28 protein-coding genes and 1 pseudogene are annotated in these 26,871 nt (G+C 73.0%); 17 read left to right on the top strand and 12 right to left on the bottom strand.

All coding sequences use genetic code 11. The features are described 5' to 3' along the window. Positions 1–77: 77 nt before the first annotated feature. On the bottom strand, positions 78–1,034 hold the full coding sequence (locus tag OIU81_RS32825; protein ID WP_329153657.1) for a hypothetical protein: 957 nt from the start codon (positions 1,032–1,034) through the stop codon (positions 78–80). 866 nt (positions 1,035–1,900) lie between these two features. Here OIU81_RS32825 and OIU81_RS32820 point away from each other — a divergent pair. After that, entirely contained in the window at positions 1,901–2,437 is a 537-nt protein-coding gene (locus OIU81_RS32820) for a winged helix-turn-helix domain-containing protein (RefSeq protein WP_329153656.1), read from the top strand. 72 nt (positions 2,438–2,509) lie between these two features. Here OIU81_RS32820 and OIU81_RS32815 read toward each other — a convergent pair whose 3' ends face one another. Both OIU81_RS32815 and OIU81_RS32810 read right to left on the bottom strand, forming a co-directional pair. Further along, on the bottom strand, positions 2,510–2,944 hold the full coding sequence (locus OIU81_RS32815; protein ID WP_329153654.1) for a hypothetical protein: 435 nt from the start codon (positions 2,942–2,944) through the stop codon (positions 2,510–2,512). A 135-nt stretch (positions 2,945–3,079) separates the two neighbouring features. Continuing rightward, positions 3,080–4,789, bottom strand: a complete 1,710-nt coding sequence (locus OIU81_RS32810; protein ID WP_329153652.1) for a hydrogenase maturation protein — start codon at positions 4,787–4,789, stop codon at positions 3,080–3,082. A gap of 381 nt (positions 4,790–5,170) precedes the next feature. On the opposite strand from OIU81_RS32810, the gene OIU81_RS32805 reads away from it, so the two are divergent. The 8 genes from OIU81_RS32805 (at position 5,171) to OIU81_RS32770 (ending at position 11,999) form a co-directional block, all read left to right on the top strand. After that, complete coding sequence (locus OIU81_RS32805; RefSeq protein WP_329153650.1) at positions 5,171–5,326, top strand: hypothetical protein; 156 nt, start codon at positions 5,171–5,173, stop codon at positions 5,324–5,326. Positions 5,327–5,470: 144 nt separating this feature from the next. Beyond that, positions 5,471–6,742: a hypothetical protein gene (locus OIU81_RS32800; RefSeq protein WP_329153647.1), complete on the top strand. Its 1,272-nt coding sequence runs from the start codon at positions 5,471–5,473 to the stop codon at positions 6,740–6,742. Further along, on the top strand, positions 6,739–7,254 hold the full coding sequence (locus OIU81_RS32795; protein ID WP_329153645.1) for a hypothetical protein: 516 nt from the start codon (positions 6,739–6,741) through the stop codon (positions 7,252–7,254). Before OIU81_RS32800 ends, OIU81_RS32795 begins: the two co-directional genes overlap by 4 nt. A gap of 31 nt (positions 7,255–7,285) precedes the next feature. Then, positions 7,286–8,605, top strand: a complete 1,320-nt coding sequence (locus OIU81_RS32790) for an MFS transporter (RefSeq protein WP_329153644.1) — start codon at positions 7,286–7,288, stop codon at positions 8,603–8,605. 121 nt (positions 8,606–8,726) lie between these two features. Continuing rightward, positions 8,727–9,176 (top strand): hypothetical protein, encoded by a 450-nt coding sequence (locus OIU81_RS32785; protein WP_329153643.1) that lies wholly within the window; start codon positions 8,727–8,729, stop codon positions 9,174–9,176. A gap of 97 nt (positions 9,177–9,273) precedes the next feature. Next, entirely contained in the window at positions 9,274–9,876 is a 603-nt protein-coding gene (locus OIU81_RS32780; RefSeq protein ID WP_329153642.1) for a carbonic anhydrase, read from the top strand. A 17-nt stretch (positions 9,877–9,893) separates the two neighbouring features. After that, positions 9,894–11,348 carry a SulP family inorganic anion transporter gene (locus OIU81_RS32775; RefSeq protein ID WP_329153641.1) on the top strand — a complete coding sequence of 485 codons (1,455 nt, stop codon included), beginning with the start codon at positions 9,894–9,896 and terminating at the stop codon, positions 11,346–11,348. 204 nt (positions 11,349–11,552) lie between these two features. After that, positions 11,553–11,999 (top strand): nitroreductase family deazaflavin-dependent oxidoreductase, encoded by a 447-nt coding sequence (locus OIU81_RS32770; RefSeq protein WP_329153639.1) that lies wholly within the window; start codon positions 11,553–11,555, stop codon positions 11,997–11,999. Between the two features lie 18 nt (positions 12,000–12,017). Here the strand turns inward: OIU81_RS32770 and OIU81_RS32765 are convergent, their stop codons facing one another. The 3 genes from OIU81_RS32765 to OIU81_RS32755 all read right to left on the bottom strand — a co-directional run bounded on the left by OIU81_RS32765 (position 12,018) and on the right by OIU81_RS32755 (position 15,423). Beyond that, a complete protein-coding gene (locus OIU81_RS32765) occupies positions 12,018–13,997 on the bottom strand; it encodes an ABC transporter permease (RefSeq protein WP_329153637.1) in 1,980 nt (659 codons plus the stop codon). A gap of 81 nt (positions 13,998–14,078) precedes the next feature. Then, positions 14,079–14,882 (bottom strand): molybdate ABC transporter substrate-binding protein, encoded by an 804-nt coding sequence (modA, locus tag OIU81_RS32760; protein ID WP_329153635.1) that lies wholly within the window; start codon positions 14,880–14,882, stop codon positions 14,079–14,081. 145 nt (positions 14,883–15,027) lie between these two features. Next, on the bottom strand, positions 15,028–15,423 hold the full coding sequence (locus tag OIU81_RS32755; protein ID WP_329153633.1) for a TOBE domain-containing protein: 396 nt from the start codon (positions 15,421–15,423) through the stop codon (positions 15,028–15,030). Between the two features lie 294 nt (positions 15,424–15,717). Between OIU81_RS32755 and OIU81_RS32750 the strand changes: the two genes are divergently transcribed. Together OIU81_RS32750 and OIU81_RS32745 are read left to right on the top strand one after the other, a co-directional pair. After that, complete coding sequence (locus OIU81_RS32750) at positions 15,718–16,137, top strand: TOBE domain-containing protein (RefSeq protein ID WP_329153631.1); 420 nt, start codon at positions 15,718–15,720, stop codon at positions 16,135–16,137. Positions 16,138–16,219: 82 nt separating this feature from the next. After that, positions 16,220–16,582 carry a GNAT family N-acetyltransferase gene (locus OIU81_RS32745; RefSeq protein ID WP_329153629.1) on the top strand — a complete coding sequence of 121 codons (363 nt, stop codon included), beginning with the start codon at positions 16,220–16,222 and terminating at the stop codon, positions 16,580–16,582. Between the two features lie 23 nt (positions 16,583–16,605). On the opposite strand, the gene OIU81_RS32740 is transcribed toward OIU81_RS32745, so the two are convergent. After that, positions 16,606–17,124, bottom strand: a complete 519-nt coding sequence (locus tag OIU81_RS32740; protein ID WP_329153628.1) for a molybdopterin-dependent oxidoreductase — start codon at positions 17,122–17,124, stop codon at positions 16,606–16,608. 223 nt (positions 17,125–17,347) lie between these two features. After that, positions 17,348–17,491, bottom strand: a pseudogene (locus OIU81_RS42430) (hypoxanthine oxidase); the annotation flags it as partial. A gap of 96 nt (positions 17,492–17,587) precedes the next feature. Here OIU81_RS42430 and OIU81_RS32735 point away from each other — a divergent pair. Continuing rightward, the gene (locus tag OIU81_RS32735) at positions 17,588–19,108 is read left to right on the top strand and encodes a PucR family transcriptional regulator (RefSeq protein WP_329153627.1); all 1,521 of its coding nucleotides are present in this window, start codon (positions 17,588–17,590) and stop codon (positions 19,106–19,108) included. 33 nt (positions 19,109–19,141) lie between these two features. Here OIU81_RS32735 and OIU81_RS32730 read toward each other — a convergent pair whose 3' ends face one another. The 3 genes from OIU81_RS32730 to OIU81_RS32720 all read right to left on the bottom strand — a co-directional run bounded on the left by OIU81_RS32730 (position 19,142) and on the right by OIU81_RS32720 (position 20,459). After that, positions 19,142–19,549 carry a TOBE domain-containing protein gene (locus tag OIU81_RS32730; RefSeq protein ID WP_329153626.1) on the bottom strand — a complete coding sequence of 136 codons (408 nt, stop codon included), beginning with the start codon at positions 19,547–19,549 and terminating at the stop codon, positions 19,142–19,144. 71 nt (positions 19,550–19,620) lie between these two features. Then, positions 19,621–20,151, bottom strand: coding sequence for a MarR family winged helix-turn-helix transcriptional regulator (locus OIU81_RS32725; protein ID WP_329153625.1), 531 nt, complete (start codon positions 20,149–20,151; stop codon positions 19,621–19,623). Next, positions 20,151–20,459: a hypothetical protein gene (locus tag OIU81_RS32720; protein WP_329153623.1), complete on the bottom strand. Its 309-nt coding sequence runs from the start codon at positions 20,457–20,459 to the stop codon at positions 20,151–20,153. The genes OIU81_RS32725 and OIU81_RS32720 overlap by 1 nt, the downstream gene beginning before the upstream one ends. 461 nt (positions 20,460–20,920) lie before the next feature. Here OIU81_RS32720 and OIU81_RS32715 point away from each other — a divergent pair, with 461 nt between their 5' ends. The 5 genes from OIU81_RS32715 to OIU81_RS32695 are packed head-to-tail and all read left to right on the top strand — an operon-like array spanning position 20,921 to position 24,761. Beyond that, complete coding sequence (locus OIU81_RS32715; protein ID WP_006606533.1) at positions 20,921–21,106, top strand: hypothetical protein; 186 nt, start codon at positions 20,921–20,923, stop codon at positions 21,104–21,106. Positions 21,107–21,122: 16 nt separating this feature from the next. After that, positions 21,123–21,824 carry a hypothetical protein gene (locus tag OIU81_RS32710; RefSeq protein WP_443074080.1) on the top strand — a complete coding sequence of 234 codons (702 nt, stop codon included), beginning with the start codon at positions 21,123–21,125 and terminating at the stop codon, positions 21,822–21,824. Next, complete coding sequence (locus OIU81_RS32705) at positions 21,821–22,804, top strand: DUF6895 family protein (RefSeq protein WP_329153619.1); 984 nt, start codon at positions 21,821–21,823, stop codon at positions 22,802–22,804. Before OIU81_RS32710 ends, OIU81_RS32705 begins: the two co-directional genes overlap by 4 nt. Further along, on the top strand, positions 22,801–23,724 hold the full coding sequence (locus OIU81_RS32700; RefSeq protein ID WP_329153617.1) for a DUF6895 family protein: 924 nt from the start codon (positions 22,801–22,803) through the stop codon (positions 23,722–23,724). Before OIU81_RS32705 ends, OIU81_RS32700 begins: the two co-directional genes overlap by 4 nt. After that, on the top strand, positions 23,721–24,761 hold the full coding sequence (locus OIU81_RS32695; RefSeq protein ID WP_329153615.1) for a serine hydrolase domain-containing protein: 1,041 nt from the start codon (positions 23,721–23,723) through the stop codon (positions 24,759–24,761). The genes OIU81_RS32700 and OIU81_RS32695 overlap by 4 nt, the downstream gene beginning before the upstream one ends. Positions 24,762–24,782: 21 nt before the next feature. On the opposite strand, the gene OIU81_RS32690 is transcribed toward OIU81_RS32695, so the two are convergent. Continuing rightward, positions 24,783–26,813 (bottom strand): ATP-binding protein, encoded by a 2,031-nt coding sequence (locus OIU81_RS32690; RefSeq protein WP_329153613.1) that lies wholly within the window; start codon positions 26,811–26,813, stop codon positions 24,783–24,785. Positions 26,814–26,871: the final 58 nt, after the last annotated feature.

Raw genomic sequence — 26,871 nt, 5'->3', positions numbered from 1 at the left:
CTGATCGAACGGATGGAGCAGAATGGGGATGCCCCCGCGCGGCGAGAGACCGGGCGGCGCCGGGACAGCTTTGTGCGTCAGCCGTCGTGCGGCACGGGAAGCCCGCAGGAACGTCTGGCCTTGGTCAATTGCTCCTCGGGATCACCGAATGCGCTCCAGGGCATCCGCGAGGCATACGGCCCCATGGCCGTGAGGACTTCCCGCGCCTCGAATTCGCGATTCGCCATGAACAGCGCATGCGCCAGATACGCCAGATCCAGCACCGGCGTGAAGCGGTAATCGGCGACCCGCGGAAGCCAGTTGCGGTAGATGCCCATTGCGGTCGTGATCCACTGGGGCTGCTCCCAGGTGCGGTCCGCGAGCAGCGCGGACGGGTTGTAGTCCTCGACCAGGGCCACCAGCGGCAGCAGCCGCAGCGGCGAGGCGGCCGGGGCCCGCTGGCTCAGGAACGCGGCGACGTCCCAGCTCGCGCTCGACGAACCGCCGTAGCGGGTGAAGAAGAACGACAGAAAGCGATGGTGCGCCTCGCGGTGCCAGGGGGCCAGCCGGAGGATGTGGGCGAAGAGGTACCAGGGCCCGGCCGGCGCGGTCAGCAGCCCCTGCGGCGCCGGGTCCCGCGGGCGGTCCAGACGGGACAGCGCCAGCTGGGCGACCCACGGGGTGGGATCCTGGGGCAGCAGCTTCGCGGCCCGCTCACACGCCGTCTGCGCTATCCGCGTCAGGGCGCCCTGCCGCCGGTCGCCGGCGTCGGCCATGCGCAGCGCGCGGAGCATCGCCACCCGGGCCCAGAGCAGCGCCGCCTCCGGCCCCGGCTCCTCGGCCAGCCAGCGTTCCGCCAGGTCGGAGTCTGCGGCCACGGACGCCAGTACCAGCGACCGGTGGGCCCGCACCTCGAAATCCTCCCGGGCTTCCTGCAGGACCTCGCCCGCGCTCAGATACCGTCCGGTTCTGACATCCATACACGCGTGCGCCAGCGCCCGGTCATTGGCTGCTGGACTCCACACGTACTGTCCCTCGAATGAGCCGGCCGCCATGGTCCCCTCCCGGTCACGAAGGCGTCATCCCCCATCGCATTCCAGCCGCGCCGAATTCAGCTGGACCGCCGCCACCGGTCAAGTGACAGCGGCCACACCCTACTCACCCTCAACTCCCCGCGAAAACAAGCCGCCTGGAATATCTGGTTCCGCACCTTTTAGTCTGCGATGAAATTGAAAAGAGAACAACTTGCCGGACGGCCTCCCGAACCTCTCCTTTTTGACGCTCCGTTAGACACGAAGCATTTGTTTGGCATATTCGTACCTTCACAGAACCTTCACAACTGAACATCGCTGCCGATTACTCCTCCGTATCCGTTGACGCAAGGCGACACCACGCAGTTCGGCCCCGGTGCGGCCGACTTCACCCCCTCCGACGGGCCCTCCGCGGCCCCCGACGGGCTCGTGGGGCGGCGCGAGCGGAGGGGGTGCGGCAGCCACCCGCAGACCCCGCCCGACCCGTGCCACCCTCCCCACCACGCCGTACGGGGCGGCACGACAGAGCACTCGCACCCAACGCGTCGGCCCGTCACCCGAGTTGACATCGGGCAAACACAAAGTCGGCTCAAGAGCAACCGAATTCGCGGTAGCTACTTTCCGGAACCACTCGATCACATGTAGCGTTCATCCGGACCGGTGGCCGTGACCTCGCACCACGTCACGGCCGGGATACGGGCACGGGCGTGAGCGTTCTCGCGGCACGAACGGAGCGATCGTGCCCGCTGGGCGCGCCCACAGCAGACGCGCCCGGTCGCCGCACCGCCGGACCGCTTCGTGATCGCCGCGTCGCCTCAGCACCCTTGAACGTCGAGCACCGCCATGTGTGTCCGTACACGCCTGCTTTGCAAGAGGAATGGGCCCAGATCATGTTTATGAACTCCTCGACGACCCCGCTTGCGTTAGGACAGGATGCCGGCCCCGGGCAGCCGCCCACGGCCGGGCCGGGCGACCAGCCGCCGCTGGCGGTCGACCGGCTCCCCGACGGCACGTGGCAACTGACCCTGCGCGCCCTGGAACCCGTCTCGGTGCACCGGCTGCCGTCGGACGAGGTCCACATCATCCTGGCGCCGCCGCGCGAGGAGCCGGACCGCGAGACCGAGCCGGCCGCCCGGCCGCGTCCGGAGCCGATCCGGATCGACACCGCGGCCCGGACCGTCTACGCCCGGGGCCGTCAACTGGAGCTGCCACGACTGGAGTTCGACCTGCTGGCCCACCTCGTACGGCACCCCCGGCGCACCTTCACCCGGGAGCAGCTGATGGCCGCCGTGTGGCCCAGCTGCCAGTCCAGCAACCGTACGGTCGATGTCCATATCGCACGGGTGCGCCGGCGGCTGGGGCCCGGCCCGCGCGATGCCATCACCACCGTGTTCGGCATCGGTTACAAGTACCAGCCCACGCCGTAGTCCGGCGGCCGCGCGGCGCACAGCGAGGGGCCGGCGGCCGACGAATGTCGCCCACCGGCCCCCGGGCCGTCGTCAGCAGACCGGCAGTGGATCGGTCTCGCTGGAGATGTCGGTGTCCTTCATCCATCCCCACGCCCCGTTGTCGGCCTGGGTCCACTCCCACCGGTTCGGGTGCGGGCCGCCGACGTGCCCGCCGTTGTCGCTGCGGCAGACGAACCAGGACGGGTTGGAGTTCATGTAGCCGACGACCGTGGTGGTGCCGGGCTGGTAGACGGGCGCCCCGCTCCTGTTGTTGCACCACCAGTGGCTGCCGCTGTACCAGCAGGCGTTGGCCAGGGCCTGCGTACTGTGCGGGGCGCCGGCGGCGTGGCGGGCCGTGGCCGGTCCGTGGGCCGGCGGTGCGAGCGGGCCGTGATCGGCCCGGGTGGCGGCAACGGCCGTGCCGGACAGGGCGAGTGCCGCGGCCGCGGCCCCCATCACGGCGACGGCGGAGATCCTGCGGATCATGTGGAGTCCTTCCCCCGGAGATGTTCCGTTGGTCCGAGCCCGGACTGCTGCCCGCGCTCGGGCTCCACCCTGGCGGGGGCCGGACCCTCCGGCGAGGCATTTCGGTGCTCGCCGAAAAGGTCGGGGAATGTCACCTCATGTCCCGGTGGACGCACCGGAGTTCAGATGCGCGGGGGTGCCGGCCGGCTCCTTGCGCACGAAGGCCCGGCGCAGCGCGTGATAGGGCTGCGCCGGGTCGAAGAAGATGCGGTGCATACGCGCCAGTTCGTCCTCCCGGTAGGCGGCGAGCGGCCGGTCCGCCTCGTCGCGCTCCCGGTCGGCCTTCTTCGCGGCGATCCGGTCCTGGACCGAGGCCGCCGACGCCAGCCGGACGGCGAGGCGGGTGGCCTGCGCGGCGAAGTCCTGTGCGGCACCGTCGAGGATCCGGTCGACCAGCCCGAGCCGCACCCCGGTCGCCGCGGTGAGGGGCAGGGCGCGGGTGGTGAGCTGCTCGGCGACCTCGGGGCCGGTGCGGCGGGGCAGGGTGTAGGTCCAGAACTCCGAGCCGTAGAGCCCCATCAGCCGGTAGTGGGGGTTGAGCACCACGGAGGAGCGGCACCACACCTCGTCGGCGGCGAGGGCCAGCATCGCCCCGCCGGCCGCGGCGTTGCCGCCGAGCGCGGCGACCACCAGCCGGTCGGTGGTGGTCAGGACGGCGTGCACCAGGTCGTCCATGGCGTTGAGGTTGGCCCAGGATTCCCCGGCGGGGTCGTCGGCGGCCTCGATGACATTCAGATGGATGCCGTTGGAGAAGAAGTCCCGGCGGCCGCCGAGGACCAGGACGGACGTCGGCCGGGTGCAGGCGTGGCGGTAGGCGGCGAGCAGGCGCCGGCAGTGGTCGGTGCTCATCGCGCCGCCGGGGAAGGAGAACTCCAGGAAGCCGGCCGGGCCGTCCTCGCGGTAGCGGATGTCGGACCAGGTGCGCCGGCCGTCGCCGGGGCCGGGCGGGGCCGGGATGTCGGGGAGCGGCGGGAGGCGGTCACCCAGTGCCAGTGTGGCGGGCAGTTTGACGGTGCCGGGCTCCCCCGGGGTGCGGGGCGGGCGCAGTTCGGGGATCCACACCGCGCCGTCGGTCGTCGCCCGGCAGATCGCGCCGCACCGGGTGGCGAGCAGCTCGCCCGGCCGGCCGGTCAGGGTGTCCTCGGGGTGACCGCCGTGCAGATACCAGGGCTCGCCGAGCAGTTCGTCCCGTACACCGGGCTGTGAGTCGGCGGCGCGCAGGGTGCGGACGACGGTGTCGGTGGAGTCGCGGCGCCAGTCGATCCGGCGGGAGTCCTGACGCAGGGGCGGCCGGGGGCGGCCGGTTTTCGCGGCGGCGGGCAGGGTGGCCTGCGGCTGGGGGCGGTGGGTGCCGGACGCCACCCGGGCGACGGCCGTCAGGACCGCCTCGAGGGCGGCATCGGCGATCTCGTTGCGGTACAGGTCGCTCTTGCCCACAGGGGGAACGGGACAGTCGGCGGTGGCCCAGATGTCGCCGGCGTCCATCTCGTCGTTGGCCTGCAGGACGGTGACGCCCCACCGGTCCGCGCCCAGCTGCACCGCCCAGTCCACCGAGGACGGCCCCCGGTCACCCACGGGGCCGGGGTGCACGATCAGGCAGGGCAGGGCGGACCACACCTCGCGGGGGACGGCCGTCTTGAGCATCGGCGCCACGATCAGGTCGGGGGAACGGCGGCGGACGACCTCGGCGAGCGGCGTCTCCCGGGTCACCAGCTCCACGCTCACCTGGTGGCCGCGGTCGCCGAGCTCGGCGTACACGCGCTGCGTCAGGCTGTTGAACGCGCCGGCGATGAGCAGGATGCGCACGGCAGACTCCCCTGGAGCTGGAAACGGTGGGCGGGTGGCTGATGGTGAGCGTTCCCCGCCCGCTGCCGTAGGGCTCTGGGTGCGCGCCCGGGTCACCCGATCGACGTGCGCCGTGCGGCGCAATGCACAGGCGGGCACCGGGCGCACCGCCCTGCCCCCTGGCCTGCCCCGGCGCCTCACCTGACGGGCCGTCACTTGGTTCCCGTTGTGATCATCTCGACGCAATCCCGCCAAAGTTGGCGCAGCGAACCCCCCTCCCCGGCCAACGGTATTGCCTTTCATTGACATTCACTTGGTCATACTTTTACCTTCGGTGAGGTCGGCGTCGGCGCAGGTCAGCACCTGCACCGATGCGTCTTCCCACTCACACCGGAGGTTCCCGTGGAGCAGCTCATCAAGAAGATGGCTCAGGACAGCGTCTGGCAGAACTGGCTCGCCGCCAACTCTGCACAGCAGGCGGCGAAGAACGGCTGCATCAGCGCGGCCCCGAAGTCCGGCTGCATCAGCGCCGCCCCCAAGGCCGGCTGTATTTCCTGACCCCCGCACCACCGAGGTGCCCGGGAGCGGGCCGGCGGTAATCCTCCGCCGCCGGCCAAACGGCCGCTCCCGGGCACCGCCGCCGTTTTGGACCCGCCCGAACGCCCTGCGGGGCACCGCATTCCGGAAAGTGACGAGGACTCCATGGATGGGCAGCCGACCACCGAGGTCATCGAGCAGATCCGCGACATACCGATCTACCGCGAATCGCTGGCGAAGGGCCACTTCCCCGTACTCGACAAGCCGGAGATCGCCCGTGGCTTCCCCGACAACTGGATGACTCCCCGGCTGGCCGCGGCGCTGGAATCCGGAGACGCGGAATTCGTGCTGTCCACCGGCACCCATCACGCCCGGATGCAGATCATCCGCCCCCCGTATTTCCTGCTGCACTCCTACTACCGGCTGTGGCGCACCCACCCCGATATCGGCCACACCTGGGACGCGGGCTGCCGACGGGTCTCCCTGACCACGGTGCTGGCCACGGAACACGTGGCCCGGGTCAATGCCGCACGCCGCGGCGCCGGCCCGGAACCGGTGCCCGCCCTCGACGACCGGTGGCTCGACGAACGGACCTGCTACCTCAATCTGCGGCTCGACCCGGCGCTGTGGGAGCGCGCGGAGGTGGTGCGGATGCTCAAGGAGATCCAGGACGCCCGGCAGGCGCATCCGCGCGGCTGGTACCACCTCGACTGCTCCGGTTATCACCTGGCGCATCTGCTGCGGAAGGTCGGAGAATGGGGGCTGTGGGACGACTTCCCGCCGCCCGCCAGCATCATCCACGCCTACGAGTACACCCCGGCGAACGTCCGGCGCTATCTGCACCAGCACTTCGCCTGTCCGGTCATCGATCTGTTCGGCAGCACCGAGCTCGGCTATCTCTACTTCAGCGACCGCCGCGGCACCTACTGGCCGCACCTCGACAAGATGACCGTCGAACTCCACCCGGTGGCCCCCGGCAGCACCCTCTACGAGCTCATCGTCTCCAGTGTCCGCAACCCCTATATGCCGCTGATCCGGTACCGCTCGGGCGACTGCGTACGCACCCTGGACGGCACCCCGGACCCGGGAAAGATCGCCCAATTCAGCGGCCGCCAGAAGGAATTGCTGAGCACCCCGCACGGCCCGGTCGCCCAGGGCGACCTGGACCGGTGCGTCGCCGAGGCGTCACCGCACGTCTTCGTCTACCAATTGCAGCTGACCGGCGGGACGGAGGCACGCCTGGTGTACACGACCTTCCAGGGCACGCCCCTCGACCCCGACGCGGCCGCGGCACTGGAGGAGGCGACCGGCGCCCTGACCGGGCGGCGCTGCCGCGTCGAGCACCGCGGGCACCTCCCCATCGGGAAGTCGGGCAAGTACGCCTGGCTCACCACCACCAGCTCTGACGACGTTCCCACCCGGACAGGAGACGCATGACCGGCCAGCCGCTGACCTCCGCGGACGACCTCAAGGACCTGCTCGGCGGGGCGCTGCACACCGAAGTGGTGCGGTATTTCGACGACAAGACCGGCGCGCCACGGGAGTTCGTGGAGCGCCAGGTCACCGAGTGCCTGCGCTATCTGTATCTCGTCTCCCGGCACCATGACCGGCTCGGCGGCCTGTTCCTGCCGGTCGAGCAGGACATCGACGAGATCTGGCACTACCTCATCCTCCAGACCCGGGAATACCGGGCGCTGTGCGAGGAGCGGCTGCCGGGGCGCTTCTTCATCGAGCACCGCAGCATCGCCTACGAGGACTACCAGCGGGAGCCCGGCCGGGAGCAGGCGGTCGGAGAGGCCCTGCGCTGGATCCCGCTGTACTGCCGGGAATTCGGTCCCTTCGACGAGGGTGCGCTGCCGCACTGGACGATCGTGCGCTTCCTCCACGAGCAGATGGGGCTGTCACTCGATGAGATCGCCGGGCTGGAACCGATGGCGGCGCCGGCCTAGTGTCCCGCGCCGGCGCGAACGGAAAGGAATCATGAGGGCTCCCCACGGTGTTCCGGCCCCCCGCGAGGTGCCGGAACAGCGCCGGATCCTGGCGGTCCTGGTCTTCTCCCAGATCCTCAGCGGCGCGGGTCTCGCCGCGGGCATCACCGTCGGCGCGCTGCTCGCCGAGGACATGCTCGGCTCGACCGGTCTGGCGGGCGTGCCCAGCGCGCTGTTCACCGCCGGGGCCGCGCTGGGCGCCGTCGGCATCGGCCGGCTCTGCCGGAGCCGGGGCCGGCGTCCCGGACTCGCGCTCGGGTACGCCGTCGGGGCGCTCGGCAGCCTCGGGGTCGTGCTGGCGGCCGCCCTCGGCAGCGCGCCGCTGCTGTTCACGGCCCTGGTCGTCTACGGGGCGGGCACCGCAACCAATCTGATGGCCCGCTACGCGGGAGCCGACCTGGCCACGCCCGCTCGGCGCGGGCGGGCGGTGAGCACGGTGCTCTTCGCCACCACCTTCGGCGCGGTGGTCGGACCCAACCTGGTGGCGCTGACGGGAGAGGTGGCCCACTCCTGGGGCATCCCACGGCTCGCCGGGCCGTTTCTGCTGGCGGCCGCCGCCTTCGGGGCGGCCGCGGTGTCCCTGGCCGTGCTGCTGCGGCCCGATCCGCTGCGGCTGGCAGAGCAGTTGGCCGCGGCACGGGACGGCGGCGCGGCCGAGCGCCCCGAAGACCCGGCGGACTCAGCTGCTGGACGGACGGATGCGCCCGGGCACCGGCCCGGGGTGGCCGTCGGCACCGCGGTCATGGTCCTCACCCAGCTCGTGATGATCGCCGTGATGACGATGACGCCCGTCCACATGCAGGCACACGGCCACGGCACCCAGGCGGCGGGGCTGGTCATCGCGCTCCATGTCGGTGCGATGTTCCTGCCCTCCCCGCTCACCGGTCTGCTCGTCGACCGGCTCGGCCGGCACCGGATGGCCGCTGCTGCCGGGGTGACGCTGGCAGCCGCCGGGGGCCTCGCCGCCCTCGCCCCGCCGCAGTCGGTTCCCGCGCTCGCCACGGCGCTGGTGCTGCTCGGCCTCGGCTGGAACTTCGGACTGGTCAGCGGCACCGCCCTGGTCATCGACGCGCTGCCGCCCGCCCGCCGCGCCTCGGGACAGGGCCTGGTGGACGTCGGCATCGCCCTCGCCGGCGCGGTCGGGGGTCTCTCCTCGGGGCTGGTCGTCGTGCTGGGCGGCTACCGGACGCTGGCGCTGGCCGGCGGACTGCTGGCGCTGGCCGTGGTGCCCGTCCTCGGCTGGGCGGCCCGCCGCCCGGCACCCGCCCGCGCCGTCCCCGTGGCACCCCGGACGGAAAGGGAACGGACGTGAACGGCCGCACGGCCCGCGGAGGTGTCCGGCGGCGGATACGGCAGGTCAGGAAACGTGGCGTCATTTCTCGTTATCCCGGGGGAAACCTGGATGAGGCACTGTCAGGGCAGGGTGTAACCGTGTGGACGAACCACGGGGGACGATGATGCGGAAGGACACCGGCACTCCGCGCGGCACACCGCCGCCGCGTCCGCGCCGTATACCCCTGGCCGTCCTGATGATCCTGGCGTTCCTGCTGGGCGCCCTCGCGTCGGCCCCCGGCGCGGCGGCGGACGCGCCCGCCGGCCCCTTGGCCAGGACGTCCACGGGAATCCCGCCGGCCGTCAAGCCCGGCTACGACAGCACCCGGAAGAAGACCAAACGCGAGGCCGAGCGCGGCCAGCCGCGGCGCACCGCCCGTATCTCCGCCGGCGTCCCCCACCACACCGGCCGGCAGCTGCCGCCCCGGGGCGGCGGACCCGTGGCACCCTTCACCGCCCTCCCCTCCGGGGCCGCCGCCCCCGGCAGCTCCGCCAAGGCCGCCGGCAGATCGGTCCAACTCCCCGTCCTGCACTGCGTCTTCCTCTGCTGAGCACGGCCGGTGGTGAACCGCCCCACCCGTCGTGCCCCCCTCGAACGTTCCCGCCACTCCCCCACGGTGGCACCCCTCATCGGCAGGAGACCTCCTCATGGAGACCTTCATCCAGCATGCCCGGGGCCTGACGGCCCGTATTGCCGACCGGCAGGACGAACGGGAGACCTACAGCCGGCTCGCCGCCGGCCAGTCCCCGCTCGCCCTGTTCATCACCTGCTCCGACTCCCGCGTCGTACCGTCCCTGATCACCGGGGCACGGCCCGGCGAACTCTTCGAACTCCGTACCGCCGGCAACGCCGTGCCCGTCTACCAGGAGGACATGCCGGCCTGTGCGGAGGCCGCCACCATCGAGTACGCGATGCGCGTCCTGGGCGTGGCCGACATCATCGTGTGCGGGCACTCGCACTGCGGAGCGGTCGGCGCCCGGGCCCGCGGCGAGGACCTGACCGGCGCGCCCGCCGTACGGGACTGGCTGACCCAGCAGCTGTCCGACGAGCTGCCCCAGGACGGGGAACCCACGGTCGCCGCCGCGGTGCAGCAGCATGTGCGCCAGCAACTCGACCGGCTGCGCGGCTATCCCTGCGTCCAGGAGCGGCTGGCCACCGGCGAGGTGGCGGTGCACGGCTGGTTCTACGAAGTGCACACCGGCCTGGTCGTGGCGCATCACCCCGCCTCCGACCTGTTCCTCCCGCTGTGAAGGCGCAGGTACCTCTCATGAAGCGATTCCCCTCGTTCCGGGCGGACTTCACCGCCTCCCTCGTGGTCTTCCTGGTCGCCGTCCCGCTGTGTGTCGGAGTGGCGGTCGCCTCCGGTGTCCCGGCCGAACTGGGGCTGGTGACCGGAGTGGTCGGCGGACTGCTCACCGGTCTGCTCCCCGGCAGCAGCCTCCAGGTCAGCGGCCCCGCCGCCGGACTGACGGTGCTGGTCTTCGAGGCCGTCAAGGAGTACGGCATCGGCGCCCTCGGCGCGCTGGTACTGGCCGCCGGTGTACTCCAACTCGTCATGGGCGCACTGAAGTTGGGGCGCTGGTTCCGGGCCATCTCGGTCGCCGTCGTCCAGGGCATGCTGGCCGGTATCGGCCTGGTCCTGATCGCCGGGCAGCTCTACGCCCTGACGGACGCCAAGGCACCCGGCACCGGCCTCAGCAACCTCGCCGGGCTGCCCGGCCTGGTCGGCGACACCGTCGGCTCGGCCACCGCGGCCTCCGCGCTCGCCATCGGTGCGGGCACCATCGCCGTGCTGGTGCTGTGGCCGCGCTGGCGGCGCGGCGCGCGCCTCCTCCCCGCGCCGCTGGCCGCGGTGGCGCTCGCCACCCTCACGGTGTGGGCGCTGGATCTGCCGGTCGCACGGGTCGAGGTCAGCGGGCTGCTCGACGCGATCCAGCCGCCGGGCCTCACCGACTTCGGCAAGCTCACGGACGTCGGGGTGCTCGGCACGGTTCTCGCCTTCGCGCTGATCGCCTCCGCGGAGTCCCTCTTCAGCGCCGCCGCCGTCGACCGGCTGCACGACGGGCCGCGTACGGACTACGACAAGGAGCTGATGGCCCAGGGCGCCGGCAACACCGTGTGCGGGCTCCTCGGCGCCCTGCCGATGACGGCCGTCATCGTCCGCAGCGCCGCCAATGTGCAGGCGGGCGCGAGGACCAAGCTGTCGCGGGTGCTGCACGGCGTCTGGCTGCTGGTGTTCGCCGCGGCGTTCCCGGCCGCGCTGGGCGTGGTGCCGCTGGCCGCACTGGCGGGCATCCTGGTCCACGCGGGCTGCAAGCTGATCCCGCTGCGGGAGCTGGGTCCGCTGTGGCGCGAACACCGCGGCGAGGCGGTCGTCCTGCTCGTCACCGCCCTCGCGATCGTGACGGTCAACATGTTCGAGGGCGTCCTCATCGGTCTGCTGCTGGCCGTCGCGAAGACGGCCTGGGAGACCTCCCACGTCCACCTGGAGGTCCACACGCCGGACGAGGTGGCGGCGCCGGTGCAGGTGCGCGCCGTCGGCAACGCCACGTTCCTGCGGCTGCCCAAGCTCCTCGACCAGTTGGAGACGCTGCCGGCCGGCCGGGATGTGGAGCTGGACCTGAGCGGGCTGCGCCATCTCGACCACGCCTGCGGTGCCGCCCTGACGAACTGGGCCGAGCAGCGCCGCCGGAGCCGGCAGACGGTGGAGCTGGTGTCCTGACCCGGGTGCCTGCCCGCTGCGCGAAGGAGCGGGCAGGCATCTCACCGGGGTCCGCCCCGGGGTCGGCGGGGTAGCCGCTGCGGCGCGCCGGACCGGAATGATTGCACCGGTCCGGTGGTTGAGCGAGGGTCAGGACCGACAAGGCCGGCCGGACGCTCCGGCCGCGGCCGGTGCCCCGCCGGCCTTCGTAGATGGGACGCCAGCATGCCTCTTCTCGGTGAGTACGAGCCCAGCCCGACGCAGTGGGTGCGCGATCAGGTCGCGCTGTACGAGAGCTCCGGGGGGACCGAGGGTACGACGATGCGCGGAATGCCGGTCATCGTGCTCACCACCCGGGGCGCCAAGAGCGGCAAGATCCGCAAGAGCCCGCTGATGCGGGTGGAGCACGAGGGGACCTACGCCGCGGTGGCCTCCCTGGGAGGCGCGCCGCAGCACCCCGTCTGGTACCACAATGTGGTGGCCGACCCGCGGGTGGAACTCCAGGACGGCCCGGTGCGCCGGGACATGACGGCCCGTGAGGTCACCGGCGAGGAGAAGGCCCTGTGGTGGGCGCGCGCCGTCGCGGCCTATCCGGACTACGCCGACTACCAGGAGAAGACCGACCGCCGGATCCCGGTGTTCGAGCTGGAGCCGGCGGCCGCCCCGCACTGACCGGGCCGCCGTCGGCGCTCAGAGCGTGACGACGGAGACCTCGGTGGCCTTGACGCTGGTCCATACGGACACCCCGTCGGCGAGGCCGAGTTCGAGGGCGGCCGACGGGGTGATTTCGGCCACCAGATCGGGGACCTGGCCGGAGGTGACCAGGACCCGCAGCCGGCTGCCCGCGGAGGTGATTTCGCGGACGGTGCCCGGCCAGACGTTGCGGGGGCTGCCCGCCGGCCGCTCGAGGTGGACCGATACCGCCTCCGGGGCGATGACCGCCAGCGCGCGGACGCCTTCGGGGAGGCGGTCGGCCAGCACGAGCCGGCCGCCGCCGGTGAGCGCCAGCCCGTCGCCGGCCGCGGTGCCCGGCCATGCGTTACGGCCGAGCATCCGGGCGACCCACGGCGAGCGCGGATGCCGGGTGACCTCGGCGGGCGGGGCGTCCTGGAGGGCGCGGCCGTCGTCGAGGACCAGGACCCGGTCGGCGAGCGAGACCGCCTCGACGGGGTCGTGGGTGACGATCAGACAGACGCCGCCGAAGCCCGCGAGGTGGGCGCGCAGGGTGTGACGGACGTGGGCGCGGGTGGTCTGGTCGAGCGCGGCGAGCGGTTCGTCGAGCAGCAGCAGACGGGGGCGGGCGGCCAGCGCCCGGGCCAGTGCGACGCGTTGGGCCTGGCCCCCGGAGAGCTGGGCGGGCTTGCGGTGCGCGAGCGGGCCGACGCCGAGCCGGTCGAGCCACTGCTGTGCGGTGCGGCGGGCCTCGGCGCGCGGGGTGCCGTGGGCGCGCAGCCCGTAGGCGGTGTTGGTCAGGGCCGTCAGATGGGGGAACAGCGCGCCGTCCTGGGGAACCCAGGCGACGCCGCGGCGGTGCGGGGGCAGCGCGCTGACGTCGGTGTCGCCGAGGCGCAGCGCGGCGCGGGCCCGCGGGGTGAGGCCGAGCAGGGCGCGCAGCAGGGTGGTCTTGCCGGCGCCGTTGGGGCCGACGACGGCGATGGTGGTGCCCGGACCGGCGTCCAGGGTCAGCTGGTTGAAGCCGGTGACCTCGGCGTGCAGCGGCCAGCGTTCCCCGGGCGCCGCGGCGTGGGCCACGGACTCGGCCACGGGCTCCGTGCGGCCGGCGGCGGGCGGCGCCGGGAAATCGGGGTCGCCGGACGGCCGTACGGTGCGGGCCGGGCGGTCGGCGGTGGCGCCGGTCCAGCGGCCCCGTAGGCAGATCAGCACGGCCATGGCGATGACGAGCAGCAGCAGCGAGACCGAGGTGGCGGCTTCCGGGGAGTCCTGCAGCAGCAGATAGACCTCCAGCGGCAGGGTCTGGGTGGTGCCCGGCAGATTGCCGGCGAAGGTGATCGTGGCGCCGAATTCGCCGAGCGCACGGGCCCAGGTCAGTGCGGCGCCGGCGGCGAGGCCGGGGGCGACCATGGGCAGGGTGACGGTGCAGAAGACCCGTACGGGTGAGGCCCCCAGGGAGGCCGCGGTCTCCTCGTAGCTCGTCCGCAGCCCGGAGAGCGTGCCCTCCAGGCTGATGACGAGGAAGGGCATCGACACGAAGGTGGCCGCGATCACGGCGCCCGAGGTGTGGAACGGCAGCACGATGCCGAAGGTGCCCTCCAGCCAGGGGCCGAGCAGTCCGCGGCGGCCGAAGCCGAGCAGCAGCGCGACACCGCCGACGGTCGGCGGCAGCACCATCGGCAGCAGCACCAGCGAGCGGATCAGCGCCTTGCCGCGGAAGCTGACCCGCGCCAGCAGCCAGGCCAGTGGGACACCCAGCAGCAGGGCGATCCCCAGCGCCCAGAAGGACACCAGCAGCGACAGCCGGAGCGCCTCGAGGACGCCGGGCGAGGTCAGATGGGTGCCGAGCTCGCTCCAGCTGGTGCGGGCGAGGATGCCGGCGAGCGGCATCAGCAGGAACGCGATGGCGACCAGCGCGGGCACGGCCAGCGCGAGCGGGGTGCGGCTGCCGGGCGCGCGGGGCCCGCCTGCCGGGGCGGGGGTGCGGAGGCGTCTCATCGAGTTTCCTGGGTTCGGGGCGGGATGCGGGCGCGCACGAGGTCCGCCGCGGGAGCCGGACCCGGGTGCGCGCCCGTCCGGTTACGGCTTCTGGAAGCCCGCCTGCTGCAGGATCTTCTGCGCCTCGGGCGTGCTCAGCCACTTCACGAAAGCGGCCGCGGCGGCGGAGTGGTGGGAGGACTTGAGGGTCGCTGCCGGGTAGGAGGCGACGGCGTTCTGGGCGTCGGGGATGTCGACGGCGTCGACCTTGTCCGGTGCGGTGGCGGCGTCCGTCTTGTAGACGAGGCCGGCGTCGGCCTCGCCGAGTTCGACCTTGCTGAGCACCGCGCGGACGTTGGGCTCCTGCGAGACCGGCTTGACCGTCAGCTTCTGGGCGTCCAGGACCTGCTTGCTGTAGCGGCCGACCGGCACCTCGGAGGCGGCGAGGACGACCTTCAGCTTGCCGGCGGTGAGGTCCTTGAGGTGGGCGATCTTCTTCGGGTTGCCCGCGCCGGTCGCGATCACCAGCCGGTTCTTGGCGATCACGGTGGGCTTGCCGGTGTCGGACGTGAGCCCGCCCATGGTCTTGGTGTCGGCGGTGACCAGGGCGTCTGCGGGGGCGCCGTTCTTGACCTGGGAGGCGAGTTCCTGGGAGCCGGCGAAGGAGAAGTTCACCTTGGTGCCCGGGTGTTCCTTCTCGTAGACCGCACCGGCCTTCTTGAAGACGTCGGTCAGCGACGAGGCGGCGAGCACGGTGAGGTCCGCCTTGGCGGCGCCGCCGCCGGACTTCGTGGCGCCCTCGTCCTTCTTGGCGTCGTCGTTGCCACCGCAGGCGGTGAGCGGGACGAGGAGGGCGGCGGTCACGATCGCGGCGGCGGCGCGGCGCCCGGTGAGGAACTGGGTCATGAGGCGGGACTCCTTGGGACGCGGACGACGGCTGTCGTCCGGGTGGTTGGGAAAAGCCGCGCCGTGGACGGGCGACGCCGCTGAGGTGGGGCAGCCTGCCGGTGGGGGACGGTGGTTAGGGTCCGGCGGGGGCGGCCGCGCCGGGTCAGGTGCGGTCGATGTGCACGCTGGTGGACTTCACGCGGGCGGTGGCCTGCATGCCGACCTCCAGCCCCAGTTCCTCCACCGCTTCCCGGGTCAGCAGGGACACCAGGCGGTGCGGCCCGGCCTGGATCTCGACCTGGGCGGCGACATCGCCGAGCTTGACGGCGGTGACGATGCCCGGGAAGGCGTTGCGCGCGGAGGTGTACGAGGTGTCGTCCTCACCGGTGCCGTTCTGCGCCACCTCGATGGAGAAGGCGGCCAGATCGCGGCCGTCGATGAGGCGGCGGCCGCCGTCGTCGCGATGGGTCGCGACCTTGCCGGCGTCCGCCCAGCGGCGGGCCGTGTCCGGGCTGACGCCCAGGAGCCGCGCCGCCTGCCCGATCGTATAGGACTGCATGTGCAGCAAGATAGGCAACAGCAGCTCGCATATGCAATCCATCAGGCGAAGCTCCATGGCAGATGCCAAGGCCATGGGAGGAACCGACGGCCCCTAGGGCACCCGGCGGTCAGCCGTCCCGAATGCCGGACGAATTCCTGCGTCCTTCGGATGCGCGGGGCCCCTTCGGCCATCCCTCTGGCGCCTGCGAGGTGCGCCCGGGCGACGGGACGGAAGACGACTAGAGTGCGGCCGACAGAACAGGAAATAACGTCAGGAAACCCCCAAGTCTTCCCTCCCGGTGAGGCACTTTCCATGAGCCTGAGCATCCGTAACCAGATTCCCGGCACCGTTCTCTCCGTCACCCCCGGCGAGGTCATGGCCACCGTCAAGGTCCGGCTGGAAGGCGGTCAGGAAATCACCGCCGCGATCACCCTGGAAGCGGTGCGGGAACTCGGTCTCGCGGCGGGTTCCGCGGTGCGCACCCTGATCAAATCCACCGAGGTCGCGCTCGCCACCCGCGCGGTCGACGGCGTCAGCATCCGCAACCAGATTCCCGGCACCGTCACCGATGTCGCGACCGGCGGCGCGATGGCCGGCGTGAAGATCGCCGTCGCGGGCGGCGAGCTGACCGCGGCCATCACCAAGGACGCGGTCGACGACCTGGGCCTCGCGGCCGGTTCGGAGGTCACCGCGCTGATCAAGTCGACGGAGGTCTCGCTCGCGACGGCCTGATACGGGGCCGGTGCTGTGCACGGCCGCTGTCCGTACGGAGAACCGGGTGACAGCGCCGGGCCCGGCACGCGAGACTCGCCTCATGCGCGACCGTGTGGAAACGCCTTCGGGGCTGGTGCTCCGCAGATGGACCGGTGGCGACGCGGCATCCGTACCGGCCGCGTTCGCGGACCCGCTGATGCGGGGTCAGTCCGTCACCCCGGTGGATGCGCTGCCGGCCGCCGAGCAGTGGATCGCGCAGCGTGCGGCCCGGTGGGCCGACGGCTCCGCCTTCGCCTTCGCCGTTGTCAACGGTAAGGAGACCGTGCTGGGCCAGGTGTCGGCCCGGGCCGCCGGCTTCGCCGTGGAGGGTCTCGAGCGGCAGAAGCTGATCCACGACGGGGTGCGGCACGACGTGGAGACACCTGCCCGTCTGGCCACGGACCCGGAGCCCGCGCCTGGGTGACGGTGGCGCGGTCGTTCCCCCGGCTAAGCCGGCTCCGCCCGGTCGCAGGTGCCGACCCAGATGCCGGTGATCGCGCTGATGTAGCGCGCCCCGCAGCGGTCGGAGGGGACCACGAGCTGACTGCCCGCCCCGTCGAGCGGGCACCCGTCCAGGGCGGTGGCCAGCAGGATCGGCGCGTCGCCGAAGTCGGCGTCGATCTCCGCCCATGACAGCACCGCGTGATGACCGTCCCCGCCCGTGACCGACAGCAGAAAGCGGCAGCGGTCCTTGCGCCGGCGGGCGTCGAAGGCCGGGCCCGCCGCGCCGAGGACGTCCCGCAGCAGCGGCCCGTCGAAGGTGTGGTGCCTGGACCCTTCCTTGGCGCAGTCGAAGACCACCTCGGCCCGCCGCTGCGGCCACCGCTCCCGCAGATCCACGACGGTCAGCGCGAGCGGCCGCCGCAGCTGACCGCGGATCAGCAGGCGCCGGGGGCGGGCGGCCACGGCTTCGCCGGGTGCCGGGCGGACGGCGGTGGCGCGGGACGGTGGGACGGGCCGGCTCATGCGAGACCCCCTTGAGGCGCTCCGTGCGGCGGCTGCCTCCCTGTGATGCCCGGCCGGTCCGCCGCTGAATCACGGATGCCGTGGATCCCAGCGCTTTGCCTTGCTGATGTGAGGTGAATGGGGCAGATAGGCGGTATATGCGGACGGTGGGATGGCTCGGGGCGGCGGCGAGTCGGTGTCCGGCCGTCTCACCCCACGCCTTCGCGCGGCGGGCGCCGCCCGGACGGTGTGCCCGGGGCCGGCCGGGCGCCACCGGGTGGAACGGGCTCTCACTCATCGACTTGGCGCCCAGCGGTCCGATCGCGTCGGAGGTCCGCATGAAGTGCGCCTCGGTGCGCGGCACATCCGCGTACGCGGGCAGCCGGTAGGGATCGGCTGGCATTTACCATGCTTGAACTCGTATTCGCCTGGTGAATGTGAGATGCCGGGTCCGGTGCCCGGCAGCCGCCCAAGGAGTCCGTACATGCACGTCCAAGACCTCCTCCAGCTCGACGCGCTCGACCTCACCCTGCTGTGGGGCGAGGGTCCGCTGCTCACCCGGGAAGTCAGTGGTGTCACCGCCACCGACCTGGCGGACCCGGCCCGGTTCCTGCAGCCGGGCGAGCTGGTGCTGAGTGGACTGGTGTGGTGGGCGCCCGGGGACGGCCGCACCAAGGCCGACCGCTTCGTCTCGGCGCTGCGCTCCGCCGGGGCCACCGCGCTGCTGGCGGGCGAGGAGACCCACGGCAGGGTGCCGGACGTGCTGGCCGAGTCCTGCCGTGCGCACGGCATCGTGCTGGTGGCGGTGCCCGCGCACACCAGCTTCCGGGACGTCACGGAGGCGGTGTCTCTGCGCCGGTGGGGCGAGTTGAGCCGGCGCCCGCACGGGCACCACGCGCTGCCGGAGAACGTCCGCGGCGAACTCGCCGGTCTGCTCGCCGGGAACGCGGCCGCCCAGGTCCTGCTGGAGCGCGCCTTCGCCCACCTGGGCGGGCCGCCGTGCCATCTGCTGACGGCGACCGGGCGGGTGATCGCCCGCACCCCCGCCGCCCCGGACCTGACGGCGCGGCAGGCCGTCCGGGAGCCGGCCGGAACGACCGGCACCGGCCTGCGGATCGACGGGGAGGGCGGCCCCTACGACAGCTGGTATCTGCGGCTGCCGGACACGGCCGACGTCCCACCGCGGGTGCTGCACGAGATCGCCGAGGTCATCGCCCGGTACCGCCACCGCGACGAGCGGCGGCACGCGGCCGGCCGGCGGGCGGCGGACGCACTGCTCGCCCTCGCCGGGGCCGGTCCGGCCGAGGCCACGGCGGTCGAGGCCGCGCTGCACGCCTGCGGGCTGCCCCCCACCGGGCCGTTCCGGATGGTGGTGGCGACGGCGGGCGGCGAGGAGGACGGTCTGGCGGTGGGGGCGCTGGCGGAGGCGTTGCGGCACTCCCCCGGTGAGCCGTTCGCGGCCGGCCGGCTGCCCGGCGGTGAGGCGGCCGCCGTCGTCCGGGTGCACCCCGATGAGGGGGACGGCGTCCCGCTCGGTGAGCTGTGGCCGAGGGTGCACGCCTGCGGGCCGCCGGTCCCGCTGCACGCCGGTGTCAGCGGCCGGGTGGCCGGCGCCGAGGGCCTCAACTCCGCCCTGCACCAGGCACGTTACGCCCTGGCGGCGGCCCGCCGCGGGGATCCGGACGGCGCCGGGGTGACCTTTGTCGAGGACCTGAGCACGATGGGCGCGCTGCTGGCCGGGGTCCCCGCCGACGTCCGGACGGCCTTCAGCACCCGGGTGCTGGGCCCGCTGGCGCACGGCGAAAGCACCTCGCACCGGATGCTGCTGGAGACGCTGGAGACCTTCCTCGCGCAGCACGGCTCATGGGCCAGGACGGCCGAGCAACTGCACCTGCACGTGAACACGGTGCACTACCGCATCCAGCGCATCGAGCGGCTCACCGGCCGGGATCTGTCCCGGCTCGATCACAAGCTGGATCTGCAGGCGGCGCTGCTGTGCCGCTGACCGCCTGCGGGTGCGGGCGGGCCGCCCGGCGGCTCATCTCCGCCCGTCGGGCAGGTCGATGTGCACATGGGTGGACTTCACCCGGGCGGTGGCGGTCACCCCGACCTCGATGCCCAGTTCCTCCACCGCCTCGCGGCTGACCACGGAGACCAGCCGGTGCGGCCCGGACTGGATCTCGACCCGGGCGAGCACCTCCTCCAGCGTCACGCGGGTGACGATCCCGGCGAACGCGTTCCGCACCGAGGTCAGCACCTCGCCCGGCACCGGATGCAGCCCCGTGCCGCGCTCCTTGGCGAACGCCGCGAGGCTCACCCCGTCGATCACGCGGTTTCCCGCACCGTCGCGGTCCATGTGGAGCCGGCCGCCGTCGGCCCAGCGGCGGACGGTCTCCGCGCTCACCCCCAGCAGCCCCGCTGCCTGACCAATGCTGTACGTCGGCACCCCCGCACTCTAGAGGGTGCGCCGCGGTCACCCGGCCGGCCCCCTCCCCTCCTGCGGGCCGGCCCCGGGGGTCAGTTCACCGGATCGGCGGCACCCTCGCCCGGCCGAACCGGCCGTCGCGGCGACGGGCCGTCCGGCGGCGTCCATGCGACGAGCTCCTCCAGCGCCGGCAGCGCCTCCTGCACCAGCCGCTGCCGGTCGGGGGCCAGCCGGCCGATCCGCTCGGCGAGCAGGCCGGTGGTCTCCCGGCGTACGGCGTGCAGCAGCGCGAGCCCCTCGTCGCTGAGGCTGATCAGGCTGGCGCGCTGGTCGGCGGGGTCCGGGCGGCGGGCGAGCCAGCCGTGGCCGTCGAGCAGATCCACCATGCGGGAGGTGGTGGACAGCGCGATGTTCATCCGGGCGGCGAGTTCGCTGATGCGCAGCGGGCCATGGGCGGCGAGCGCCGCGAGGGCGGCCGTCCGGCTGGGGGTGAGATCGCGGTTCTGCTGCTGTCCGCGGAGCAGCGGCAGCAGCTGCTGGACGACCGCGCGCAGCCGCCCGGCCAGCTCCGCCGGTTCGGTGCCGGACGACGCCTGCCCGGGCGGCACATCGGGCTGCTTCATCACGGGCTCCTGGGGTGAGGCGGCGGTGGCGCGGGCGGTGCCGGGCCGCTGCCGGCGGGCGTGCCGGGTCCGTTGGCGGGTGCCGGCGGGGGTGTCCCGTCGACGGCCGCCGCGACCGGTGCCGGTGACGGTATCGCCTGTGCGCGGGGCCGGTCGTCGTGGACATAGCGCCCACCGCGCAGCAGCGAGGCGACGGCGGCGATCAGACAGGCGGCGGTGGCGAAGCCGAAGGCGACGGCCAGCCCGTCGGAGAACGGCTGGGAGATCAGCCGGGGGAAGAATTGCAGCGGTTCTTCCCCCCGGGACACCACTTCCCACCGGGATATTCACTTGCTTGACATCAACCAATTCACCTCGCGGTGCGCGTATCCGGCCAGGGGTGGACCGTGGTGAGGCGGGCCGTGCGCGGGGGTCCTCTCGCGACCCCGCGGCCCACCGCCCGGACCCGTGACACGCCTCGGCCCGGCCCCCCGGGAGCCGTCCCGACGCCACTCCCGGCGTGCGGCGCCGCCAGGTGGATGCATCCGAACAGAGCAGCTCGCTCCGCCATCGGTGGGGCATTGTCACCTGGAGCACCACACCGCTCTACTCCGTCGATTTCGCGATCGTGATCATCATCTTCCCGTTCCTGTAAGGGAGTTGGGAACGGGCGAGGGGCTGAGACTCCATCACCCTCGCCCGAAAGATGAGCACTCGTCCGATTTCTCCCGTTGCATCCGATAAATGACGATGTGAATCTGGTGTCCCATTCGTCGAAGGAGTTGATCGCATGGTTACGGATCGCACAGCGCCGGTCGAGACGGCCACCCTGGCCGCCGAGGTCGAGGGACTGCTTGAACCCGCCGAGGCCGACGGTGTTTACCGCGATACGCGCGAGTGCACCTCAGCACTGCTGTTTTTGGGCCTGCTGCTGATCTCGCCGCCCACCCCCCGGCCCAAGACTGACAACCGATAAGGCTGAGGGGAAAGCGTTGGCTGAACAGACGCAGGGAGCAGTCCCGCTCAGCGCTGTGATCGCCGATGCCGCAACCGGGGTCGCCCTCGCCCTGCGGGGTGAGGGCGGCCCTTATGCGTTGTCCGGCATTTTGCGACACGGCGATGCGCTGACCCCGGCGGCGGTCCGGGTGCTCGGCGCCGACGCGCTCGCGCCGTACGCCATGGAGCACCGCGGGGCGCAGGCCGGCCCGGAGGACGAAGCGGTGGTCCGGCAGGCGCTGGCGGCCTACCCACCGGGCGCGGACGCCACGGAAGTATCGGTGTGGACCTACCGGGGCCTGGTCGAGGCCTCGCACGCGTTTCTGCCCGCGGGCGCACAGCCCTGGCCGGCACCGCCCGAGGCCGAGACCGGATGGGTCGGGAACACCCCCTGGCCCCGGCTGTCGCATCGTGTCTCGCAGCTCGCCGCGCTCGCGCTGCCCGGGCTGGCGCCCGGTCTCGCCGAGCAGCTGACCGCCCGCACCGACGATCTGTCCCGCGGCTTCGTCCGGGCGGTACGCCGCAGGGACTGGCTGCAGGCGGCAGGTCTGGGGCGCTGGCTGGCCCGGCTGCCCGACGTGCCACCGACGCTGGGGCTCGACAGCGGGCTGGCGTTCGTCCGCCAGATGGGTGGTGCGGACCCGCGGGTGGCGCTGCACATCGTGGCCGCTCAGCGTTTCCACGGACGGGGTTGGTGACCGGCGGCCGGGGCGACCCCGGGCTGCTGGACCGGATGGTCCGCAGCAGCCTGGGGTGGCTGGACGAGGCACGCGGCTTCTTCCGCCTGCCCCCGAACGTGACGACGGACGCCGATCCGAATCTGACCCTCAAACCGCTCGGCGAACTCGCCGAGCTGACCCAGCTCATCGGGGTACTGCACCCGCGGGACGAGATCCGTCAGTCCGCCCGCGGGCTGTTCGCGTTCGCCTGGAACGAGACCCGCGACGGTGAGCTGTTCGCCGAGCTGATCCGCGGTGAGCCGTTCGCCACCTACCCCGTGGAGCTCTACGGGACCTTCGCCCAGGCCGGGCTGCGGCACGCCGACGCGGACGGGCTGGTGGGGACCACGACCCGGCTGCGCGGCTGGCGGGTGGCCCGCGAGGATCACACCCGTACCCTCAACGTGCTCAACGCGGAGCGCCGGCTCGGGCTCCGCCAGCACGCCGACTTCGCCGCCGTGCTGGCACTGACCGGCCTCGGCCGGCTGCCGGAGCCCTGGACGCTGGACCGCAAAGCGGTCTACGGCGTGACCCATGACGTCTTCCACCTCACCGACTGGGGACGCAACCGGCAGCGGCTGTCCCCCGAGACCGCCGGCTATCTGCGGCTGTGGCTGCCCTCCTGGCTGGACACCTGGCTGGAGGAGGAGATGTGGGACCTGGTGGGTGAGCTGCTGGCCGTGACGGCCTGTCTGCCCGCCGCCCCCTACGATCCACAGGCCTGGCAGCGGCTGGCCGCCGCCCAGGCGGCCGACGGCAGCGTGCCCGAGATCGGCGCCGCGCCGTCCTCGGGCGACCCGGCCGAGACCTTCCTGGCCTGCTACCACTCCACCCTGGTGACCGCGTTCGCCGCCACCCTCGCCCGGATCGCCTGCGACGAGGCCGAGGCCGGTCCCGGGGCCGGGGATCCGGCGCTGGTGGGCGGGCGGACCCCCTGCGAAAGCGAGAGTGCCCCGTGACCGTGACGGCCGCGTCCCCCGCCCTGCTGCACGCTGTCGGCGACCGGGCTCTGACCTGGCTCGACAACCACCGTGAGCACTTCCGGCTGACCCCCGGCGACTTCGCCGACAACGCCACGGTCACCGAGCGGCTCAAGCCCATCGGGGAGCTGGCGCTCAACATGCAGGTGCTGTTCCGGGAGGGCGTGGCCGGCTCCCGGCAGAAGGCGCGCGCCGGGCAGCTGCTGGACTTCGCCTGGCGCGAGCTGCTGGACGGCGGCAACGTGCTGGCCCGTCTCCAGTACGACGAGCCGCTGTCCCCGGTGCCGCTGGAGGTCTATGCGACCTTCCACGAGCTGGGCCGGCGGCATCCGGGGCTGGAGGAGACGCTGGAGGTCTGCCGGCGCACCACCACCTGGACGACGCTGGAGATGGTGCCCAACCGGCGGCTCGGGGTGCTCAACGCCGAACGCAAGCTGGGACTGCCGCCCAGCAGCGACTTCGACCAGGCCATGGCGCGCACCTGGCTGGGGCAGCTGCCCGAACCCTGGACGGTGCAGCTGCACATCGCCTACGACATCACCCACACCGTCTTCCACCTCACCAACTGGGGCGAGGCCCCCGAGCGCATCCCGCCGGCCGTCGCCGAGTATCTGACGCGGTACCTCCCGGCCTGGCTGGAGGACTGGGCGGACCTCGAACACTGGGATCTGCTCGGCGAACTCCTCGTCGTCGACGCCTGTCTGCCGCGGCCTGCCCTGGACGCGGAGCTGTGGGAGCGCTACGCCGCCGCGCAGTCGCCCACCGGCGCGATGCCCATCCACCAGCAGATGCCGCAGGGCGACCCGGCGGAGGTCTTCGACCAGGTGCATCACCCCACCCTGGTCGCCGCGTTCGCCTCCGCGATGGCCACCTCCCGGGCCATGTCCGCGGTCGGATGAGCCCCGTCCTCCCGCGACCGGCGCTCGGTGACCGCCTGGCCGACGCCGTCACCCGGATCGACGCCCCCGACGTGGTGGTGGCCGTCACCCGGCACGGCCGCCGGACCGTGATGACCGGCGGCTCGGCCCTCGCGCCACCCACCCCGCGCCATGCGCTGCACTACGAACTGGGCTCGCTGTCCAAGACGTTCACCGTGCTGCTGCTCGCCGACCTGGCGCGGGCCGGGGCGCTGTCCCTGGACGACCGGCTCGCCGTCCATCTGCCCGAGCTGCCGCTGACGCATCCCCGCTCGCGCCGGATCACCCTGCGGCATCTGGCCACCCACACCTCCGGGCTGCCGCGCGTCCCCGCCGATCTGATCCCCGGCGCGCTGGTCAAGCCGTACGCCAACGGCTATGCCCGCTACGACACCGAGCGGCTGCTGCACGCCTTCGTCCGCACCCGGCCGCGCAGCCGGCCCGGCAGCCGCTGGCGGTACTCCAACTTCGGGCTGGCGCTGCTCGGCCCGGCCATGTCCCGCGCCGCGGGCGACGGCTACCCCGCCCTGCTCAGCGACCGGGTGCTCGGCCCCCTCGGGCTGACCGGCACGACGCTGGCGCCCGGCACCACCGGCACCGATGCCATCGGCCACCGGGCGAACGGGGTGACGCCGGTGCGCAGCACCGAGATGGGTGCCTTCGTCGCCGCCGGCTCGGTCCGTGCCACCCCCGGCGATCTGCTCACGTACCTGGAGGCGCACCTCTCCCCCGACGGCACACCGCTGGCCGGGCCGCTGCGCGACGTCCAGGTGCCACTGCTGCGGCGCGGCTGGCGCAAGCGCCACACCCACACCCTGACGTGGTATCAGCACCCGGCGCCGCGCGGGCCGCTGCTCTTCCACGTCGGTGCGACTTTCGGCCAGCAGGCGTTCCTGGGCTACCACCCGGCGTCGCACACCGGCCTGGTCGCGCTGGCCACCCGCCGTGGCCGGACCTGCCGGATGACCGGTACCGCCTACGACCTGCTGTACGCGCTGGCCGGCGAGTCCGCCGACTGACCGGGGGCCGCCGCCAGGTCCTCACAGATCGCCCGCCAGGATCCGGGCCAGGGAGGTGCCCGGGCACTCCTCGCTGGCCCGGTGGAAGGCGTCCGCGTACGCCTCGTCGCCGATCGCGGCGCGGGCCCGCTGTTCGCACTGCGCACGCACCGCGCGCAGTTCGGGGGTGCCGCGCTGGGGATGCCCGACGGTGCGCCAGACGGCCTGGCCGCTGCCGTAGACGCGGGCCGCGGCCGCACCGTCGCCCTGGGCCGCCACCGCGGCCGCGAGCACGTCCAGGCCGAGCGCGATCCCGAATTTGTCGCCGATGCCCTGCTTGGCCGCGAGCATCGCCCGGGCGTGCTCGGCCGACTCCTCGGGCCGGTCCTGGAACAGTGAGATCAGGGAGAGCTGGTAGTCGGTGTAGGAGCGGGTCCAGAACTCGCCGCGCTGTTCACAGCCGCGGCGCAGTGCGGTCGCCGCGGCACGGGCCTCGTCGAGCCGGCCCAGACCGGTGAGCGCGAAGATCTGCACGAGATGACAGCGCAGCCGCCCGGGTGAGCCGAACGGGGTGTGCGGCGGCGGGCCGAGCACCTGTGTCGCGACGGTGTGCGCGGACATCGGGCGGCCGGCCATCAGATGGGTGAGGCCGATGAGATAGCCGGCCTGGAGCACCGCCTCCGCGTCCCGCGACGCCCGCGCGGCACGGGCACACTCCCGGCCCAGGGCCTCGGCGGTGTCCAGTTCACCCTGCAGCAGCACGGCGACGCCCAGCGTCCACAGCGCCCTGGTGCGGACCGGGCCGGGGCCCTGGTGGGCGGCCAGGGCCCGGGCCACATACTCGCGCGCCTCGTACAGATGGCCGCAGCAGCTCCAGAAGAAGCCGACCGAGGCGCTGAGTTCCTGGGCGTCTTCCGGGTCGGTGGCCAGGAGGTGGTCCAGCGCCGTGCACAGGTCGACATGGGCGTCGGCGATCCGGCCGTACCAGGCGAGCTGGTCGGGGCCCAGCCAACCCTGTTCGGCCCGGCGGCCGAGGGCGGCGAAGTGGGCGGCGTGCCGGTCCGCGAGGGCCGTCGACTCGTCGAGTTCGGCCAGCCACATCCGGCCGTACTCGCGCAGGGTGTCGAGCATGCGGAAGCGGGAGCCCTCACGGGTGAGCACCGACTTGGCGGTCAGGGCGGCCAGCGCGGTGCGCACCTGCGGCCCGGTGAGCGGTCCGCCGGCGCACACGGCGCTCGCGGACTCCTCGTCGAAGGTGCCGCGGAAGACGGACAGCCGGGCCCACAGCAGCCGCTCCAGCGGGGCGCACAGCTCGTGGCTCCAGCCGATGGCGCAGCGCAGGGTGCGGTGCCGCGGCGGCCGCATCGGGCCGTCGCCGTCGAGGGCGTCGAAGCGGGAGGTGAGCCGGGCGGCGATCCGCTCGACGGAGCTGTGGGCCAGCTGCGCGACGGCCAGTTCCAGGGCCAGCGGGATGCCTTCGAGGCGGCGGCAGATGGCGGCAGCGGCCGCGGCACTGCGCGGGGCGGTGAGCCGCAGGCCCGGGGCCGCGGTGCCGGCCCGGTCGGTGAACAGGGCCAGCGCGTCGTTGTCACCCGTGCAGGGCAGCGGTCCGATGCCGGTGGTCCACTCGCCGACGATCTCCAGCGGCTGCCGGCTGGTGACCAGCACGGTCACGCCCGGGGCCGCGGTCAGCAGATCGCCGAGGAGGTCCCGGCAGGCCGCGACGAGATGCTCGCAGGAGTCCAGCACCAGCAGCAGCCGTTTGTCGGCGAGCCATTCGCACAGCGCCGCCACCGGCGTCCGCGCCGAGTGGTCGGCCAGCCCCACGGCATCGCACACGCCGGCCACCAGCAGCCCGTCCCCCTGGAGGGGCCACAGATCGGCCCAGCAGACCCCGTCGGGGAAGCGGGGCGCGGCCGCGCGGGCGGCCCGCATCGCGAGCCGAGTCTTGCCCACACCACCGGGGCCGGTCAGGGTGACCAGCCGGTGCTCCGTCAAGTCGTCGTCGATCCGGCGCAGTTCGGCTCGTCGACCGATGAAGGTGGTCGACTCCTCGGGAATGTTGCTCACCACCGGCCCAGTTTGCCCCAGCCGCGGCGTACGGAGGAGTCCGGTGGTGTCAGCGGGCCGG

Origin of the sequence: Streptomyces sp. NBC_01454, from assembly GCF_036227565.1 — a bacterium.
Lineage (GTDB): Bacteria > Actinomycetota > Actinomycetes > Streptomycetales > Streptomycetaceae > Streptomyces.
The sequence above is the reverse complement of the archived record's forward strand: the minus strand, read 5'-3'. Positions and strand labels throughout refer to the sequence as shown.

Excerpts from the sequence above, each read along its gene's own strand:
- OIU81_RS32735 (WP_329153627.1), top strand. The coding sequence starts at position 17,588 with ATGCACGTCCAAGACCTCCTCCAGCTCGACGCGCTCGACCTCACCCTG.
- OIU81_RS32745 (WP_329153629.1), top strand. The coding sequence starts at position 16,220 with ATGCGCGACCGTGTGGAAACGCCTTCGGGGCTGGTGCTCCGCAGATGG.
- OIU81_RS32800 (WP_329153647.1), top strand. The coding sequence starts at position 5,471 with ATGGATGGGCAGCCGACCACCGAGGTCATCGAGCAGATCCGCGACATA.
- modA (WP_329153635.1), bottom strand. The coding sequence starts at position 14,882 with ATGACCCAGTTCCTCACCGGGCGCCGCGCCGCCGCCGCGATCGTGACC.
- OIU81_RS32780 (WP_329153642.1), top strand. The coding sequence starts at position 9,274 with ATGGAGACCTTCATCCAGCATGCCCGGGGCCTGACGGCCCGTATTGCC.
- OIU81_RS32715 (WP_006606533.1), top strand. The coding sequence starts at position 20,921 with ATGGTTACGGATCGCACAGCGCCGGTCGAGACGGCCACCCTGGCCGCC.
- OIU81_RS32790 (WP_329153644.1), top strand. The coding sequence starts at position 7,286 with ATGAGGGCTCCCCACGGTGTTCCGGCCCCCCGCGAGGTGCCGGAACAG.
- OIU81_RS32820 (WP_329153656.1), top strand. The coding sequence starts at position 1,901 with ATGTTTATGAACTCCTCGACGACCCCGCTTGCGTTAGGACAGGATGCC.
- OIU81_RS32740 (WP_329153628.1), bottom strand. The coding sequence starts at position 17,124 with ATGAGCCGGCCCGTCCCACCGTCCCGCGCCACCGCCGTCCGCCCGGCA.
- OIU81_RS32825 (WP_329153657.1), bottom strand. The coding sequence starts at position 1,034 with ATGGCGGCCGGCTCATTCGAGGGACAGTACGTGTGGAGTCCAGCAGCC.
- OIU81_RS32815 (WP_329153654.1), bottom strand. The coding sequence starts at position 2,944 with ATGATCCGCAGGATCTCCGCCGTCGCCGTGATGGGGGCCGCGGCCGCG.
- OIU81_RS32770 (WP_329153639.1), top strand. The coding sequence starts at position 11,553 with ATGCCTCTTCTCGGTGAGTACGAGCCCAGCCCGACGCAGTGGGTGCGC.
- OIU81_RS32695 (WP_329153615.1), top strand. The coding sequence starts at position 23,721 with ATGAGCCCCGTCCTCCCGCGACCGGCGCTCGGTGACCGCCTGGCCGAC.
- OIU81_RS32795 (WP_329153645.1), top strand. The coding sequence starts at position 6,739 with ATGACCGGCCAGCCGCTGACCTCCGCGGACGACCTCAAGGACCTGCTC.
- OIU81_RS32755 (WP_329153633.1), bottom strand. The coding sequence starts at position 15,423 with ATGCAGTCCTATACGATCGGGCAGGCGGCGCGGCTCCTGGGCGTCAGC.
- OIU81_RS32775 (WP_329153641.1), top strand. The coding sequence starts at position 9,894 with ATGAAGCGATTCCCCTCGTTCCGGGCGGACTTCACCGCCTCCCTCGTG.
- OIU81_RS32750 (WP_329153631.1), top strand. The coding sequence starts at position 15,718 with ATGAGCCTGAGCATCCGTAACCAGATTCCCGGCACCGTTCTCTCCGTC.
- OIU81_RS32765 (WP_329153637.1), bottom strand. The coding sequence starts at position 13,997 with ATGAGACGCCTCCGCACCCCCGCCCCGGCAGGCGGGCCCCGCGCGCCC.
- OIU81_RS32725 (WP_329153625.1), bottom strand. The coding sequence starts at position 20,151 with ATGAAGCAGCCCGATGTGCCGCCCGGGCAGGCGTCGTCCGGCACCGAA.